Annotated in this window: 16 protein-coding genes; 7 read left to right on the plus strand and 9 right to left on the minus strand. The window is 63.8% G+C overall.

The features are described from left to right. Positions 1 to 26 precede the first annotated feature (26 nt). The 9 genes from ACTJLB_RS08800 to mpl form a co-directional block, all read right to left on the minus strand. A complete protein-coding gene (locus ACTJLB_RS08800) occupies positions 27 to 803 on the minus strand; it encodes an SDR family oxidoreductase (RefSeq protein WP_440783033.1) in 777 nt (258 codons plus the stop codon). Beyond that, positions 800 to 1,480, minus strand: coding sequence for a 2-dehydro-3-deoxy-6-phosphogalactonate aldolase (locus ACTJLB_RS08805; protein ID WP_440783034.1), 681 nt, complete (start codon positions 1,478 to 1,480; stop codon positions 800 to 802). The genes ACTJLB_RS08800 and ACTJLB_RS08805 overlap by 4 nt, the downstream gene beginning before the upstream one ends. 35 nt (positions 1,481 to 1,515) lie before the next feature. Then, complete coding sequence (locus ACTJLB_RS08810; RefSeq protein WP_440783035.1) at positions 1,516 to 2,592, minus strand: 2-dehydro-3-deoxygalactonokinase; 1,077 nt, start codon at positions 2,590 to 2,592, stop codon at positions 1,516 to 1,518. Beyond that, entirely contained in the window at positions 2,589 to 3,569 is a 981-nt protein-coding gene (locus ACTJLB_RS08815) for an IclR family transcriptional regulator (protein WP_440783036.1), read from the minus strand. The genes ACTJLB_RS08810 and ACTJLB_RS08815 overlap by 4 nt, the downstream gene beginning before the upstream one ends. 949 nt (positions 3,570 to 4,518) lie before the next feature. Continuing rightward, positions 4,519 to 5,241, minus strand: a complete 723-nt coding sequence (gene mtgA, locus ACTJLB_RS08820) for a monofunctional biosynthetic peptidoglycan transglycosylase (RefSeq protein ID WP_020071274.1) — start codon at positions 5,239 to 5,241, stop codon at positions 4,519 to 4,521. 60 nt (positions 5,242 to 5,301) lie between these two features. Further along, positions 5,302 to 6,165: a shikimate dehydrogenase gene (gene aroE / locus ACTJLB_RS08825; RefSeq protein ID WP_088175750.1), complete on the minus strand. Its 864-nt coding sequence runs from the start codon at positions 6,163 to 6,165 to the stop codon at positions 5,302 to 5,304. Further along, complete coding sequence (locus ACTJLB_RS08830) at positions 6,162 to 8,300, minus strand: ribonuclease catalytic domain-containing protein (protein WP_440783037.1); 2,139 nt, start codon at positions 8,298 to 8,300, stop codon at positions 6,162 to 6,164. The genes aroE and ACTJLB_RS08830 overlap by 4 nt, the downstream gene beginning before the upstream one ends. Before the next feature lie 258 nt (positions 8,301 to 8,558). Then, positions 8,559 to 9,161, minus strand: a complete 603-nt coding sequence (locus tag ACTJLB_RS08835; protein WP_440783038.1) for a YqiA/YcfP family alpha/beta fold hydrolase — start codon at positions 9,159 to 9,161, stop codon at positions 8,559 to 8,561. Further along, on the minus strand, positions 9,158 to 10,552 hold the full coding sequence (gene mpl, locus ACTJLB_RS08840; protein ID WP_440783040.1) for a UDP-N-acetylmuramate:L-alanyl-gamma-D-glutamyl-meso-diaminopimelate ligase: 1,395 nt from the start codon (positions 10,550 to 10,552) through the stop codon (positions 9,158 to 9,160). The genes ACTJLB_RS08835 and mpl overlap by 4 nt, the downstream gene beginning before the upstream one ends. Positions 10,553 to 10,828: 276 nt before the next feature. On the opposite strand from mpl, the gene ACTJLB_RS08845 reads away from it, so the two are divergent. From ACTJLB_RS08845 to ACTJLB_RS08875, 7 genes are all read left to right on the plus strand, one after another. Next, positions 10,829 to 11,482, plus strand: a complete 654-nt coding sequence (locus ACTJLB_RS08845) for a UDP-N-acetylmuramate--alanine ligase (protein ID WP_087752229.1) — start codon at positions 10,829 to 10,831, stop codon at positions 11,480 to 11,482. A gap of 7 nt (positions 11,483 to 11,489) precedes the next feature. Continuing rightward, positions 11,490 to 12,047: a TlpA family protein disulfide reductase gene (locus ACTJLB_RS08850; RefSeq protein WP_027805131.1), complete on the plus strand. Its 558-nt coding sequence runs from the start codon at positions 11,490 to 11,492 to the stop codon at positions 12,045 to 12,047. Between the two features lie 194 nt (positions 12,048 to 12,241). After that, positions 12,242 to 12,697, plus strand: coding sequence for a type II 3-dehydroquinate dehydratase (aroQ, locus tag ACTJLB_RS08855; protein WP_087752228.1), 456 nt, complete (start codon positions 12,242 to 12,244; stop codon positions 12,695 to 12,697). Positions 12,698 to 12,771: 74 nt separating this feature from the next. Then, positions 12,772 to 13,245: an acetyl-CoA carboxylase biotin carboxyl carrier protein gene (gene accB / locus ACTJLB_RS08860; RefSeq protein ID WP_131321116.1), complete on the plus strand. Its 474-nt coding sequence runs from the start codon at positions 12,772 to 12,774 to the stop codon at positions 13,243 to 13,245. Between the two features lie 130 nt (positions 13,246 to 13,375). Then, entirely contained in the window at positions 13,376 to 14,743 is a 1,368-nt protein-coding gene (gene accC, locus ACTJLB_RS08865) for an acetyl-CoA carboxylase biotin carboxylase subunit (protein ID WP_020071265.1), read from the plus strand. Between the two features lie 3 nt (positions 14,744 to 14,746). Further along, the gene (gene prmA, locus ACTJLB_RS08870) at positions 14,747 to 15,649 is read left to right on the plus strand and encodes a 50S ribosomal protein L11 methyltransferase (protein ID WP_440783041.1); all 903 of its coding nucleotides are present in this window, start codon (positions 14,747 to 14,749) and stop codon (positions 15,647 to 15,649) included. A gap of 48 nt (positions 15,650 to 15,697) precedes the next feature. Continuing rightward, the gene (locus ACTJLB_RS08875; protein WP_440783043.1) at positions 15,698 to 16,978 is read left to right on the plus strand and encodes a DUF3426 domain-containing protein; all 1,281 of its coding nucleotides are present in this window, start codon (positions 15,698 to 15,700) and stop codon (positions 16,976 to 16,978) included.

Here is a 16,978-nt window from a genome sequence, read left to right on the forward strand (position 1 = left end):
GGCCGGTTGCTGCCCCGGTCGCCGGCTCAATCGTGATAAAGCACGGAGCGGCCGCCGTCGACGGTGATACACGTGGCGTTGATGAACGGCGCTTCATCCGATGCGAGAAACACCGCCGTCATCGCTACTTCTTCCGGGCGGCCGATGCGTTTCATCGGCTGCAAATCCATCGTCGCCTGCCGCGCGGCGGCCGGGTCCGGCTGTTCGTTCCACCAGTCATGCGTCAACTGGGTTTCGATGTAGCCAGGCGCGATTGCGTTGACCCGCACGTTGCGCGGCGCGTACTCGATGCCTAGCGCGCGCGTGAGGCCAATCACGCCGTGCTTCGCGACCGGATACGGAAAACACCCCGGAATGATCTTGAACGCATGCGTCGACGCGATGTTCAGGACGCTGCCCGCGCCGCGTTCGACCATCCCCGGTAACACTGCGCGGCAGCCGTTCCAGACGCCGTCGAGATCGACCGCAAAGCAGCGGCGCCAGTCGTCGTCGGTCATGGTCAGCGGGTCGCAAAACACGTTGATGCCCGCGTTGTTCACCAGCACGTCGAGCGGTCCCAGCGTTTTTTCCGCTTCGCTCACCGCGTGCTGGACCGAAGCCGACTGTGTGACGTCCGTATGCACCGCCAACACGCGCGCCCCGGTTTCCGAACTGATCTGTTGCGCCGTCTGCCGCGCCGTGTCGATGTCGAGTTCGGCAAGCGCCACCGCTGCGCCTTCGCGCGCAAACGCAAGGGCAATCGCCGCGCCGATGCCGCGCCCTGCGCCGGTGACTAATGCGACTTTGCTCGCCAGGCGTGTCATTTCTTCGCACCCGCGCGCGCAACGCGCAATCCGTTGATAAAGGCTTTCGCGTGCGAAGCCGTCACCGCCGCGCTCTGGCCCGGCTTATAGAGCGCAGAGCCGAGACCGAAGCCGTTCGCGCCGGCGCTCAGAAACGGTCCCATGTTGTCAGGTGCGATGCCGCCGACCGGCACGAGCGGCACCTGCGCCGCGATCACCGCGCGCCAGGCCTTCACCACATGGCAGCCGAGTTGTTCGGCCGGGAACATCTTCAATACGTCCGCGCCGTTTTTTAGCGCGATGAACGCTTCAGTCGGCGTGGCGACACCGGGCGCGCAGGCCATGCCTTGCGCTTTGGCGGCGACGACCACGTCCGGGTCGCTGTGCGGCATCACGATCAGTTTACCGCCGGCCGACTTCACGTCCTTGACGAAACTCGGATGCAACACCGTGCCCGCACCGACGATCGCATCGGCGGGCAGCGCCTTGCGGATTGCCGCAATGCTGTCGAACGGCTGCGGCGAATTCAGCGGCACTTCGACGATGCGAAAGCCGGCTTCGTACAGCGCCTGTCCGTGCTCCGCCGCATCGGCGGGCGTCACGCCGCGCATGATCGCGATCAGCGGACATGCCTCGAACGCCGCGATCAAACCCGCGTGCGGCATGTACGGAGCGGGCAGATTGATGTGAGGTTGCATGTCGGTTCCTTGTTTCGTGGATGGCGGCGCGCTGACTAACCGGCCTGCGCTGCATGGGCGGCCGGATTGACGAGCCCCGCCTGCGAAGCGACGCGCCACAGGCCGCGCTCGGTCGCCTGCTTGACGAGCTCGGCCTGCGTGCAGCCGAACCGCGCGAGCGCGACTCGATAGCGCTCGCACAACGCTTCGTTGCCGATCAGGCGCAGGCTCTGCCCCGCGAGCGAGCTTTGCTGCTGCTTCAGTACGGTTTCGAGGCCGGCCAGTTCATGCCCGATCAGCAGACCCGATAGATAGTCCGGCTGCTGCTCGGGCGAAAGTTGTCCTGTGAGACCGAGCGTGCGCGAACTGAAGACCGTCGCGAGCACGCCCGCCTGTCCCTTGTCGCGCGCGATGTTCACGCCGCGCAGAAACGCCTCGGAATCCGGACGGTCGGGCGTGACCATCGTGCGGCCGAGAATCGTGTGTTCGCGCAATGCGCCGAATACTTCGCCCGTCATGAACGTATGGAAACGTTCGATACGCCCGGCCTGCACCACCGCCCACTTCGCGTGCGTGCCGGGCAAGCCGATCAGCGCGCGATTGCTGCTGTCCGCGTCGCGGGAATCCTCGCTTAATGCGCCGAAGATCTGCGTTTCTTCGCCGCGCATCACGTTGGGCAGCTCGCCGCGTTGCAGCACGCCGGGGATGATATGCAGTGTCGCGCCGCAAGCCGCCTTCACGCGGACGATGCCCGCCGCGAGCGCATCCGCATTCGCGGGCGCATCGACGTAGGGCGCTTCGAGCCAGCCTTGCGCGCTGCCGACCATGCCCGCAGCAATGACGGGTGCGCCGGGCGCGGCTTTGAGCCAGGCGCCGCAGGCGTCCTCGAATGCGGCGTCGAAACCGCCCTGCTCCGCGCTGCGCGGCAGGTTCATGATGCCGGCCGTCGATGCGCGCGTCGCGAGCACCTTGCCGGACGCATCGTAAAGATACGCGCGCAGCGATGTGGTGCCCCAGTCGAGCGCGATCAGCGCTGCGTGACTGTTCGCTTCGGCGTTTGCTGGCGCGCCGGCCGCGGCGGTGCCGACCGCCACCTGCGCGTCCGACGGGGTGGGAGAACCCGCGTGTTTCATCGCTTGATCCTGCGGGTTGTGGGTTGCGGGGCTCGCCAGCCGAGTTCTTCGGAGATCGCGCGCGCTTCGCGCTGCACGACCGGAATCAGCTCGTCCATGCGCTCGAGCGACATATAAGGAATCGTGCTGGCCACCGACAGCGCCGCGACAATCGCGCCCGACGCATCGCGCACCGGGGCCGCGACGCAGCGAATCGACGCTTCGTTTTCCTCGAGGTCGAACGTGTAGCCGCCGGCGGCGTAGTTCGTCATGCGCTGCATGAAAGTCTGCGCGTCGGGACGGTTGTCGGGCTTAAAGGTAACGCTGGCGAGCGCGCGTCGCGATGCGTCGAATAGCGACTGCCAGTGCTCCGGCGTGAGATCGAGCATCATGGCCTTGCCGATACCGGTCGACGCCAGCGGCATCCGGTGACCGACGCGTGAGCGCATCTCGAGTCCGCGCGTGCCGGGAATCTTGTCGATGTAGAGCACGTCGTCGCCATCGCGCACGCCGAGGTGAATTGTGTCGAGCGTCTGTTCCGCGAGCGATTCGAGATGCGGACGAGCGACCGCGGTGAGCGGCATCTGTTCGAGCGCAATGGTGCCCAGTTCGATCAGCTTGGGGCCGAGCAGATAACCGCCTTGCACCTGGCGCAGGTAGCGCGCCTGCACGAGGCTGCTGACCAGCCGATGCGTGGTGCTGCGCGTCGTGCCGAGCGCAGCGCCGAAGGTGCGCAGATCGCGCACACCGGCGGCGGCGGCTTCGAGAATCGCGAGGCCGCGCAGAAGCGTCTGCGTGCCGGCCTGTTGCGGCGTGATGTCGAGCAGCGTGCTCGGCAACGCAATTCCATTGACCACGGCGGCGGGCTGAGGCGTGGCGCGTGGCGCTTTGGCTGCGGGCGCCGTGTGCGGCGTGGCGCTAGACGCGTCATGGTCGGCGTGTGGCGCCAGTTCGGCTTCGGTTGCGCTTTCGGCGTGGTTGGGCATCGCTTTGTTCATGGCGATTCGCTTTTCGGTGGATTCTGCGCTTACAGCGCGGGGCCGGAGAGCGGGCCTTGGGTGTGCGCGCCGGCGTGGGCGCGGGGGTGCTGCCTGAGGGCTTTGGTAGGCATGGTTTGGCTTGTCTCCGGTTTTTTTCGCTGTCGCAGAATTTTTGGGTTTCTGCTGTTGGAGTGGATTGTAGGGGGGTTTTTGAGAAAGCTCCAATATGTGATTTGTGTGGTCATATAATGGGATTTGGTGTTGCCGCGGGCTTGTGGGGTGGTGGTGGGTCTGGTGTTGACGACCTTTGGCCTTCCCTTGATTTCGCGGTGGTCTATTGGCGTTGCCCCTGTGCGGGGCGGCACTTACTTTTCTTTGCATGCCGCAAAGAAAGTAAGCAAAGAAAGCGGCTTCAAACCGCTAGCTCATAAGTGGGTCCCCCGGCTTGGAGGGGGTAGTGGTGCATCTGGAATCCGTGCTCTCGCGCACTCCGCCTCGGCGACAAGGCAGTCATACTTCCCGCCTTGCACTACGTGCTCGTCGGATAGGTCCGCTTAACACCAACGGCTCGCGATTGGCGCAGTCGCCGAGCGCAGGCAGCGTCGTGGCGAGACGGACGGCAAGATGGGAAATGGAGAAAGGGAGAAAGGGAGAAAGGGAGAAAGAAGTTTGAGCGGTCGGCGGTTCTAAGAACGACCGCTGCGGCGCGCGAAGCGTCGCCGGAAGAATGACTGCCTTGTCACGGGGGCGGAGTGCGCGAGGACACCGATTCCAGATGCACCACTGCCCCCTCCGAGCCAGGGGACCCACTTATAAGCTGGCGGTTTGAAGCCGCTTTCTTTGCTTAATTTCTTTGCGGCATGCAAAGAAATTAAGTGCCGCCCCGCACAGGGGCAGTGCCAATAGACCACCGTGAAATCAAGGAAAGGCCAACGGGTTTCAAAACAACAACCGCAGACAAACAAACTCACTCGGGCAACTCAGCCGCCCCCATCCTCCGGGCAATCACCCGAGACCTCTGCGCCAGATACGCCGACCCGCGATGCTCGTCGTAATACTTCGGCTGCTGCAGCATGACCGCGAGCCGCGCCGACTGCGCCGCTGTCAACCCGCTCGCCGGCGTCTTGTAGTAATAACGCGCCGCCGCCTCTGCGCCATAAACGCCATTGGCCCACTCAACAGAGTTCAGGTAAATCTCGAAGATGCGCTCCTTGTTCATCAAGGTGTCCAGCATCCACGTGATGATTAGCTCCTGCGCCTTGCGTATATAGCTTTTCTCGCGCGACAGGAAGAGATTGCGCGCAAGTTGCTGCGTGATCGTCGAGCCGCCTCGAACGATTTTGCCCTTCGCCTTGTTGCGCTCCCAAGCCTGCAGGATCGCATCGGTTTCGTAGCCGTTGTTGTTGACGAAGTTCGCGTCTTCGGAGGCAATGATCGCCCGCTTCAAATTGCGCGAAATCTGGTCGTACGGCACCCACGTGTGCTGCATCGAAAGGCCAGGCTTTTCCTGCGACAAGCGCCACGCGTCGGAGCGCATGTAAGCCGTCGAACGCGGGTTCACATAGTTCCACACCGCAATCTGCGCGAAGTAAAAGACCTGCGTCGCGAGCCACGCAAAGACGACCACGGCGACAAGATAAACGATCCATCGCGCCGGACCTGGCCGGCTCGTGCGTCGCGTGGCTGTCATCGTAGTGTCGGTCCTCGAGTTCGTGGGGCGTCTGACGAAAGCTGTCTCAAGAATGCTGTCTCAAGCGTGCGACGGCGCCGTCAGCAACGCGCGCAATTCGGCCAGCACAGGAACGCTGTCAGGCCGCACGCCGCGCCACACGTAAAACGATTCTGCCGCCTGCTCGACCAGCATGCCGAGGCCGTCAGCCCCGCGTGCTCCGAGCTTTTGCGCGTGCTCCATGAACACCGTCGGATGCGCGCCGTACATCATGTCGTACGCAAGCGTGCCGTTGCCGAACGCGCCGTCGTCGCATTCCGGCAACGATGCCTCTAGACTGCCCGCAGTGGCATTCACGATCACGTCGTATGCGCCCGGCTCTATCGCTCGCGCGTTGCCGCCGCTCAGACGGCACGCGACGCCGCTCGCGGCTTGTGCGAACTGATCGACCAGCGCCTCGGCCTTCGCGGCCGTCCGGTTGACGATGGTCAGCGTATGCGGCGCGCGCTCCAGCATGGGCAGCACGACGCCGCGCGCGGCGCCGCCTGCGCCGAGCAACAGAATTCGCGCCCCTTTCAACGACACGCCGAGATTCACCTCGATGTCGCGCACGAGCCCAAAGCCGTCGGTATTGTCGCCATACACGCCGTTCGGATCGATACGCAAGGTATTCACCGCGCCCGCGGCGGCCGCGCGCGGCGACAGACTGCTGGCGAATGCGTGCGCGTCGAGCTTGAACGGCACGGTCACGTTCAGCCCGCGCCCGCCTGCATCGATAAAGGCGCGCACGTGCGGCACGAAAGCGTCCACCGGCGCGAGCAACGCGCTGTATTCGACCGGCTCGCCCGTTTGCGCGGCAAACCGGCTGTGAATGAACGGCGACTTGCTATGGCCGACCGGATTACCGATCACCGCATAACGGTCTTTCATTTCGACCCCGCTCATCGACCCGGTTCCGTGATGCGCTGCTCGGCGGCGGCATCGCTCGAACCATTGTCGTTATCGGCGCTGTCCGCCGAGGTTGCGCCGCTTTCCGCGCCGTCGACATCGGCTTCCGCTTGCGCCTCGGCTTCGCTTTCGGCGCTTTCATCGGACGCTTCGACGATTTCCCCTTCGCCCTCTTCCGCTTCGTCCGCGTCGTCGGCCTCATCAGCTTCGGCGCCGCTCGTGACGGTCGGCGCGTCGAGCACATGCAGAAGACGCACGGACGCCTCGACGGTCAACTCGTCGATCGACATCACCTCCATCTGGAGACGCGTGCCGCGCGCATGCACGCCGAGCCCCGGCACATGCAGCAGCAGCGGAATCTCTTCCAGCCGCACGAGGTCGCCCTTTACGACGGACGCCACCACCTGCTTCCGATTTTCCTGCTTCAGCCAGCGCAGACACCAGAAATATTCCATGCGACGCTGATGATCGGCGTACGCGCTGTACGTGTCGTCGAAACCTTGAACGACGGCAAACAGGTCGGCATCTTTGGGCTTGAACGGGGCGGCCAGCTTCGCCGTTACGCCGTGTTGGACGCAGGCGAGCAACTGCCACTGGTTCACCAGGTCGACGTAACGGCGCAGCGGCGACGTGCTCCACGCATATTGCGTGACGCCGAGCCCTTCGTGCGGCGCGGCATTGGTCTGCATGCGGGTGCGCTTCGGGCCGGTGGGTGCGCCAAACGCGCGCTGTGTGCGATAGATGCCCGGCACGCCGTGGTCATGCAGAAACGCGCCCCATGACGAATTCGCCAGGATCGCCAGTTCGGCGACGATCGTGTCGAGCGGCGAACCGCGCCGCCGCGGCGTGATCGTGATGTGCTCGCCTTCGACGTAGAAGTTGAAGTCGGTGTTTCTCTGCACCTCGCGGCGCAGACCATAACCCGCGCGCGCAGCCTGACGCTTCTCGAACAGCGCCTGCGCGAACGGCCACAAAACGGCGATATCTTCCTTGTGCGGATAGTCGCCCGTGCCCGCGGCGAGCGCCTCTTCGGTGACCAGTTCGTCGAGCGTGTTGTGGCGCAGATTGTTCTTCACGAACACGCGCTCCGCACGCGTTTCGCTCGCCACGATCTCCTGCGTCTCGCGGTTGACGATCACATACAGTGAAAGCGCCGGACGCAAGCCGCCTTCGGCGAGCGTGAACGCGTCCACCACGCTATCGGGCAGCATCGTGATCTTGTCGCCCGGCATGTAGACGGTCGACAAACGCGTGCGCGCGATGGCGTCCACTTCGTCGCCACGTTGAATGCCGAGCGCCGGCGCCGCGATGTGCACGCCGATCCGCACGCGACCGTCCGCGAGATGCTCGACGGAGAACGCGTCGTCGATCTCGGTGGTCGTAATGTCGTCGATGGAGAACGCCTGCACGTTCGCTTCGGGCAGATCGTCGGGCACGCTGCCAGGCGTGACAGGCGGAAAGCCGGTGCCGTGCGGGAAAAACTCCGACAGGAACTTGGCTTCATGCAAAGCTCGCGCCGACGGAATAGCGCCGCATTCGAGCATCAGACGCGCTTGCGAAATGCCGCGCGCGGCCGCAGCGGCTTCGAGCGCCTTGTATTCGATCGTGTTCTTGTCGGGCTTGGTGAGTAACGCGAGCGCCGTCTTGCCGGTGAACGCCTCCGGCAAGCGGCCGGCCTTCAGTTCCTCTTCGTAGCCTTGCTGCACGAGCGCCTGCTGACGCTTACGCTCGAGACCCGCGAGCGCCATTTTCAGCTGCTCCTGCGGCGCGCGTTGATACATGCCGCGGCCCTTGCGGCGGAAATACACGGGCGCACCGTGCATGCGCAGCACCAGCGCCGCGCGTTCGATTGCGCCGAAGCGCTCGCCGAAATATTCCGCGCCAAGCGTGGCGAACGGAAATTCGTCGTCGGGCGCGCATTCCCACAGGAAGTCCAGGTCAATCTCCTGCGCAACGGCGTCGGCCTGCTGTATCAGTTCGGCCGCACCCGGCTTTTCGAACTCGATCAGCACGTCCTTCGCGCGCACCTTCGCGCGCCGGCCGCCCGGCAACTCGACCTGAAACGCATCGCCTTGGCGCGACAGCACACTGCCTGCCTTGAAACTTCCCGATTCCTCGAAGAAAACGTTCACTCAATACTCTCGTCTGACTTGCATCCGCCGGCGTGCACGGCACGGCAACGTATTCGTGATAATGGATCCGCTGCGCACTTGGCGCGCGCTGGCGGCATGAATCTAATAGTTGGCTGCGCTCCTGCTGATGGGGCGGTGCCATTTCGTCGGCGGCTTTGGTTCTGGGCCGGTTCTGCGCGGTTCTGCCAGCTTTCAAGCTCGCTCGCGGCCACACTCAGGGCCCAGCTTCAGTCCCCGCTCCGCACGCTCTACTGACCGTCAAGCAGCCTCGCGTGGCGCCGGCGGCTCGACGTCTTCTGCGTCGCAAAACGCCAGTACGTCGTCGACATAGTCGGCGAACTCGCTGATCGCGTGGTCGCTCCCTTCGATCAGCGTAGTGCGCGCGCCGCGATAGTGCGCGAGCATTTCACGGTAGTCGAGGACTTCGTCGCCGGTCGCAGCCAGCAAATAATAACGTTCGGGGCGCGTGATGGACGTCACACTGAGCGCGCGCAGTTCGTCAAGATGATGCGGTTCGACGACGATGCTGCCGCCTCCGTGCCACAACGGCTGTTCGCCGAGATAGGCGCTCAAATCGCGCTGCGGCACGACCGCCGGATTCAGCAGCACGGCCGGCCAGCCGTGCTTTTCCGCCAGATACGTGGCGAAGTAGCCGCCGAGCGAACTGCCGATCACCGTCACGCGCTTTGTACCGGCGGCGGCCACGAGCGCCTCGGCGACCGCGACCGTCTCAAACGGCGAGACGGGCAACATCGGGCAGCACCATTCGTCGCTGCGGCCGAGCTCCACGAGCCGCGCCGCGAGCACGCGCGCCTTGAACGAATTGGGCGAAGAACGAAAACCGTGCAGATAGAGAATCACGAAGCGCCTCTCGCGGACAGGGCATCGAGCAGTTTCTGATGCACGCCGCCAAAGCCGCCGTTGCTCATCACCAGAATCTGATCGCCGGGGCGCGCTGCGTGGACCACGGCTTTCACGAGCGCGTCGAGATTGTCGAAGGCTTGCGCCTTGCCGCCGAGCGGCGCCAGTGCCTCGCCCAAATTCCAGCCCAGCGCGTCGCGGCCGCTCGGTGCGCCGTAGCCGAACACGAGATCGGCGTCTGCGAGACTTGCCGGAAGTTGCGCTTTCATCACGCCGAGCTTCATCGTGTTCGAGCGCGGCTCCAGCACGGCGAGAATCCGCGTATTGTCGCGGCCCACACGCGCCCGCAGGCCAGCCACCGTGGTGTCGATCGCGGTTGGGTGATGAGCGAAGTCGTCGTACACCGTTACGCCGTCTACGCTGCCGCGCACTTCCATTCGCCGCTTCACGTTGCGAAAGCTCGACAGCGACTTGGCGGCCTGCGCCGGCGGCACGCCGACATGGCGCGCGGCGGCAATCGCGGCGAGTGCGTTCATGCGGTTGTGCTCACCCTGCACCTGCCACTCGACCACGCCGACGCGCTCGGCGTTGTGATACACCGCAAACCGTTCGTCGACGGGCACACCGTCTTCCGCGGGCAGCGTTTCCCAGCCGCCCTGCACGCCGAAACGCTCCACTTCGCTCCAGCAGCCGCGCGTCAGCACGCGTTCGAGCGGATCTTCCCGGCCGTTCGTCACGACACGGCCGATGCGCGGCACCGTGCGGATGAGGTGATGAAACTGCGTCTCGATAGCCGCCAGATCCGGGAAGATGTCGGCGTGATCGAATTCGAGGTTGTTCAGAACCGCGGTCTTGGGCCGGTAGTGCACGAACTTGGACCGCTTGTCGAAAAATGCCGTGTCGTACTCGTCGGCTTCGATCACGAAGAAGCTGGAATCGGTGAGCCGCGCGGAGACGCCGAAATTCAGCGGCACACCGCCAATCAGAAAACCGGGATTGAGACCGGCATCTTCGAGCAGCCATGTGAGCATGGAACTGGTGGTCGTCTTGCCGTGCGTACCGGCCACCGCGAGCACCCATTTGCCGTTCAGCACGTGTTCGCCGAGCCACTGCGGGCCGGATACATACGGCAGGCCGCGATCGAGAATCGCTTCCATTAGCGGGTTACCGCGGGATACCACGTTGCCGATCACGAACAAGTCGGCGTTCAAACCGTTCAACTGGTCCGCGTCGTAACCCTCGATCAGACGGATGCCTTGCGCTTCGAGCTGCGCGCTCATTGGCGGATAGACGCCGGCGTCGCAGCCCGTCACCGTGTGGCCCACGCCGCGCGCGAGGACCGCGAGACCGCCCATGAACGTGCCGCAGATACCGAGGATGTGGATATGCATAAGCCTGTCGTGCCGCGCGGGCGTTTTTTCCTGAAAGGCCCTTACCTGGCGGTTCGTGCCAGGCCCCCGAAGGGGCAAGAAAACTTGTGGGGCGGCCCGGCGTTTTCCTGAGAGGGATGGGAGAGCGGCGAGCGGCCAAAAAGAGCCGTCCGCGAAGGACGTCATTGTAACCGACGCCTCCCGAACCCCTAAGCGGCCCCGCCCGCTTAGGCTACGCCCGGCAGCCGGCCAGCGCCGCCGGAAAGGGCTGTCATCAATCTCTAGTATGATTGACGGATGGTTCGCAAATCACATTTTGATCCGCAGCGCGTGCGCGAGGAAATCGCCATTGCGGCTGCGCGCCTGATCGCCGAAGACGGTCTCGACTATGCAACGGCCAAGCGCAAAGCGGCTCGACAAGTCATTGGAGAAAGCCGGATTGCCGGCGAATGGCTGCCTGATAACGATCAGATCGAGGAAGAAATCCGCGAATATCAGTCGCTCTTTCAGGGCGACAGCCAGCCGGCGCTGCTGCGGCGCCTGCGCGGCATCGCTGTCGAATGGATGGAGCGGCTCGCACCTTTTAACCCTTATTTGACGGGCGCAGTGCTCGGCGGCACGGCCGGCGAGCATTCGGACATTCATCTTCAGGCGTTCTGCGACAACCCGAAAGAAGTAGCCATCTATTTCCTCAACGCGAACATTCAATACGACGTCTCGGAAACGCGCCACTTTGCGGGCCGCGGCTACGTCGAGACGCTGAGCTTTCTGTGGCGGCCGGCGAGCGAAGGGCGCGACTCGGAGCCCGTAGGCGTTCATGTCGCGCTTTATGAGGCGGACGACCTGCGCGGCGCAGTCAAAGCCGACGCTCGTGGACGCACGGCGCGCGCGAATCTCCAGACCGTCCAGTCGCTGCTCGCCGCTAGCGGCGTAGCGCCTTCACCCAACTAGACACACCATGAACAGCAGACGGATTTTGATGGCGGCGCTCGTCGCCGGCGTCGCGGCAGGAAGCGGCGTCCTCGCCAATTACTGGCTGAATGGCGACGACGGTTTGACCGCGACCGCTCACGCCGCCGGTTCGGCGTCGAAAGAAGGCGCTGTCGCCCAGCTTTGGGCGGCCCCGGTCACTACCGCCGACGGCAAGCCCGGCTCACTTTCCGTGCTGAAAGGACGCCCGATCGTCGTCAATTTCTGGGCTTCGTGGTGCGGGCCGTGTGTCGAGGAAATGCCCGCGCTCTCGCAGCTTCAGCGCGATTACGCGAAGAAAGGCATCCAGTTCGTCGGACTTGGCGTCGATTCCGAGAAAAACGTGCAGGCTTTCCTGCAAAAAGTGAAGGTGGCCTACCCGGTCTACGTGACGGGGTTCGGCGGTGCCGACCTCGCGCGATCGTTCGGCAATACGGCGGGTGGCCTGCCGTTCACCGTGGTGATTGACGCAAAGGGCAACATCCGCTCGACAAAATTAGGCCAGATCGATCCTGTCGCCTTAAAACAGACCCTCGACGCGCTGTAAATTTCTCAATCTTTTGACGGCGGTTTTGCGGAGAAAGGCACAAAATTCGGAGCAAATCCGCTGGAATTGCGAGAAATTAGGCGACCGGCGCCCTGCTCCGATCGGCTCCCGAACGCTTCGTCCGTGCAGGAAACTAGACAAGTTTCTCTAATCAGCGCTAAAGTGCGCCCAATTCCACGGAAAAAGAAGCGACCATGACGCGACTGCTGGTACTGCACGGCCCCAACCTCAACCTTCTCGGTACGCGGGAACCCGAGGTTTATGGCCGCGTGACGTTGCCGCAGATCGATCAGGCACTATCCGACCGCGCCGCCGACGCCGGCGTAGAACTCGCGTCGTTCCAGAGCAACCATGAAGGCGCTCTGGTTGATCGCATCCAATCCGCCCGGACAGAAAAAACCGATTTCATCCTGATCAATCCGGCTGCGTACACGCACACGAGTGTCGCCATCCGGGACGCTCTCGCGGGCGTCGGCATTCCGTTCGTTGAGATTCATCTGTCGAACGTGCATCGTCGTGAACCGTTCCGGCATCACTCGTATTTTTCCGACCAGGCTGAGGGCGTGATCTGCGGCCTCGGCTGGAAGGGTTATCTGTACGCACTCGAATTCGCGCTCGACCGGCTGGCCGCCGGTTCGTCGCGGGGCTGAAATACAAACACGTCTAATTTGCGCCGGCTGCACACGCGCCGGCACTCCACGCATTGAAAAAAAGGGGCTTCCTGATGGATCTACGCAAACTGAAAACTCTGATCGATCTCGTGTCGGAGTCCGGCATCTCGGAACTCGAAGTGACCGAGGGCGAGGGCAAGGTTCGCATCGTCAAGAACGCGCCGCCGGTTTATGTGCAGCCGTCCGCTTCGTACGCGCCGCAATACTCACAGCCGGCCCCGTTGGCAGGCGGTGAAGCGCCCGCCGTAACAGCGGCAGGTGCTCCGGCCACGCCGGCAGCCGCCGCGCCGCAAGGTCATGTCGTGACCTCGCCGATGGTTGGAACGTTCTACCGTGCCCCGTCGCCGGGCGCCGATCCGTTCGTTCAGGTCGGTGACACGGTCAAGGAAGGCCAGACGATCTGCATCATCGAAGCAATGAAGCTGCTCAACGAAATCGAGTCGGACAAGTCCGGCGTCGTGAAGGAAATTCTCGTCGAAAACGGTCAGGCGGTCGAATACGGCCAACCGCTGTTCGTGGTCGGCTAACGCGGCGCCCATTGCGCCCCCGCTGTGCGCATGCCGCCCCGCGCGCCGTTGCATTCGGCGCGCGCCCGATCCTCTGAGGCAGCCGGTGTTCTGAGCAACCCGGCGCCCATTGATGAGTCGAAAACCCGCTATGTTTGAAAAAATCCTTATTGCCAATCGTGGCGAGATCGCGCTTCGCATCCAGCGCGCCTGCCGCGAACTGGGCGTCAAGACGGTCGTCGTCTATTCCGAAGCCGACAAGGAAGCCAAGTACGTCAAGCTCGCCGACGAAGCCGTCTGTATCGGCCCGGCACCTTCCAATCTGAGCTACCTGAATATGCCGGCGCTGATCAGCGCGGCGGAAGTCACGGACGCCGAGGCGATTCACCCCGGTTACGGCTTTCTGTCGGAGAACGCCGACTTCGCCGAACGTGTCGAGCAATCCGGCTTCACCTTCATCGGTCCGCGTCCGGAAACCATCCGGATGATGGGCGACAAGGTGACTGCCAAGCAGACCATGATCAAGACCGGCGTGCCGTGCGTGCCGGGTTCTGAAGGCGCATTGCCGGAAGATCCGAAAGAGATCGTGAAAATTGCGCGGCAAGTCGGCTATCCGGTCATCATCAAGGCCGCCGGCGGCGGCGGTGGCCGCGGCATGCGCGTCGTTCACACCGAAGCGGCGCTCGTCAACGCGGTCAACATGACGCGCGAAGAAGCCGGCCGTGCGTTCGGCAACCCGCAGGTCTACATGGAAAAATTCCTGGAGAACCCGCGGCACATCGAAATCCAGGTGCTGTCCGATTCGTTCAAGAACGCAGTCTGGCTCGGCGAGCGCGATTGCTCGATGCAGCGCCGTCACCAGAAAGTGATCGAGGAAGCGCCGGCACCCGGCATTGCGCGCCGTCTGATCGACCGCATTGGCGACCGTTGCGCGGATGCGTGCAAGAAGATGGGCTATCTTGGCGCCGGTACGTTCGAATTTCTGTACGAAAACGGCGAGTTCTACTTCATTGAAATGAACACGCGTGTGCAGGTCGAGCACCCGGTGACCGAACTGATCACGGGCGTCGACATCGTCCAGGAACAGATCCGCATTGCGGCCGGCGAAAAGCTCGCGTTCCGTCAGCGCGACATCGTGTTCAAGGGTCATGCGATCGAATGCCGGATCAACGCTGAAGATCCGTTCAAGTTCATTCCGTCGCCGGGACGTCTCACGTCGTGGCACATGCCGGGCGGTCCCGGCATTCGCGTCGATTCGCATGCCTACAATGGCTATTTCGTGCCGCCGAACTATGATTCGATGATCGGCAAGCTGATCGCTTACGGCGCCACACGCGAGCAGGCAATCAAGCGGATGCGCATCGCGCTGTCGGAAATGGTCGTCGAAGGAATCCAGACGAACATTCCGTTGCATCGCGAGCTGATGCTGGACGCGAAGTTCGTCGAAGGCGGCACGAGCATTCATTACCTCGAAAACCGGTTGGCCGCGAAGCTGCAGGCCGCGCCGGAAGAAGCGTAAGTCATGAGTTACCGGGAACTGGTCGCTGAATTGGCTCGCGAGCATGCGGAGGAATTTTCCGACGCGCTGCTCGAGTTGGGCGCGTTGTCCGTATCGGTCGAAGATGCGGACGCCGACACGCCCGACGAGCAGCCGCTTTTTGGCGAGCCCGGTCTCACGCCCGACCGCACCGCCTGGCAGCGTTCGCGCGTGATCGCGCTGCTCGCGGCGGAGCACGAACCGGCGGTGCTGCTCGCCGCCGCTGCGAACGAGGTCGGCCTTCCGGCGGCGCCGTCGTTCACTGTGCGTGACGTCGAAGAACAGGATTGGGTGCGTCTCACGCAGTCGCAGTTCGATCCGATCCCGATCGGCGAGCGCATCTGGGTCGTGCCTTCGTGGCACGACGCGCCGGACCCCAACGCGCTGGTGCTCGAACTCGATCCGGGCCTCGCGTTCGGCACCGGCAGCCATCCCACCACGCGTCTGTGCATGGAGTGGCTCGAGCAATCGGTGAAACCCGGACAATCCGTGCTCGACTACGGTTGCGGCTCCGGCATTCTCGCGATTCTCGCGAAAAAATGCGGCGCCGATCCTGTGTACGGCATCGACATCGATCCGCAAGCGGTCGAGTCGGCGCGTCATAACAGCGAGCGCAACCGCGCCGAAGTCACCTACGGTCTGCCCAACGAATGCCCCGCCGGCGAGTTCGACATCGTCGTTGCCAATATTCTGTCCAATCCGCTCAAGCTGATGGCCTCGATGCTCTCGTCGAAGGTCAAGCCGGGCGGCCGCATCGCACTGTCGGGCATTCTGGCGCGCCAGGCCGACGAAGTCGCGCAGGTGTACGCGGGATGGATCGACATCGGCGTATGGCGCGAACACGAAGGGTGGGTATGTCTGACGGGAACACGCCGCGAAAGCCATTAGAATAAGGCGTATTGTCCAACCAACGGCCCCTCGGCTAACCGGCTCAATATGCTTCTGGCGACGCGCTGTCCCTTCTGTGAAACCGTCTTCCGCCTGCAACCGACGCAGCTGGCGCTGCGCCGCGGCCTCGTGCGTTGCGGGCATTGCCATGAAGTGTTCGACGCATCCGGCAGCCTCTTCGACATAAGCGAGGGCGGCGACTTCTCCACCGCCAGACAGGTCTCCGCAGCCGCGGCAATCGAGGCGCTCTCCGGCGTGCGCCCGAGCGGCGCAGACTTTAGCCCCGCCGCCTGGGATCCCTGGGCGCCGCGCCCCACGCCTCTCTTCGAGGAACGCTTTCGTCATAACGCACAGAACGTCGCGGCCCAGCCCGGCTACACCGGCGCAGGCACTGCTGGCGCGCCTGGCCACGCCGCGACGGAGCCCACGTTGCCACCCGGCGCACCCAGCACGGCGACGTCGCCCGACCATGAACCGCTGCTCGCGGACGCGCCGCTCGAACCCTTCGCGTATGAAGCGGAGCCGCCCGCCGAAGAACCGCCGCGCGTGTGGCACAAGGCCGAACGCCCTTCTGATTTTCCAATCGACGAACCGGTGCTCAACGAGTCGGCCGCGTTCCATGGATTCTCCGATAACGAACCGCATTTCGGAACGACCGGCGTGGGCGCGGCCGGCCTCGGCGCAACGCATCCGCATCCCTATTCGGCCAATCCCGCCGATCCCGATCTGCGTGGGCCGACCCGCGCGGCTGCGACGCCGAGCGGTGAGCCGTTCTCGGTGCAGCCGCCGATCGGCGACGACATGGATCCGTTTCCGGTCACGCGGGAGACGCGCGCCGCCGAACCACGGCGCCTCGCATGGATCGTCGGCGGATCGGTGGCGGCAGTCCTGCTCGTCGTCGCGTTGCTTGCGCAACTCGCGTGGTGGCAGCGTGAGACGGTACTCGTCTATCTGCCGGGTACCCAGGCGCTGTACGCGAAGGTGTGCGCGTCGCTCGGCTGTCAGCTCACCGCGCCGCACGACATCGACGGCTTGCAGGTAGAGCCGTCCGATTTGCGGCAAATCGACGGGCCGCACAAGCTCGAATTGCGGATGCCGCTGCGCAACCGCTTCAACGTCGCGCTGGCCTATCCGGCGATCGAACTCACGCTTCTCGACGACCAGAACAACGTGGCGTTGCGCCGCGTGCTGTTCCCGCAAGACTACGTTGCTCCGGGTACGCCGATCGCAGCCGGCCTGCCGCCGCACATGACGCAAACCATGATCGTGCACCTCGATACCGGCAACGCGGTCGCCTCCAATTTCCGCGTACAGATCTTCTATCCGTAA

Source organism: Paraburkholderia sp. 22098, from assembly GCF_052045935.1.
Taxonomy (GTDB): domain Bacteria; phylum Pseudomonadota; class Gammaproteobacteria; order Burkholderiales; family Burkholderiaceae; genus Paraburkholderia; species Paraburkholderia caledonica.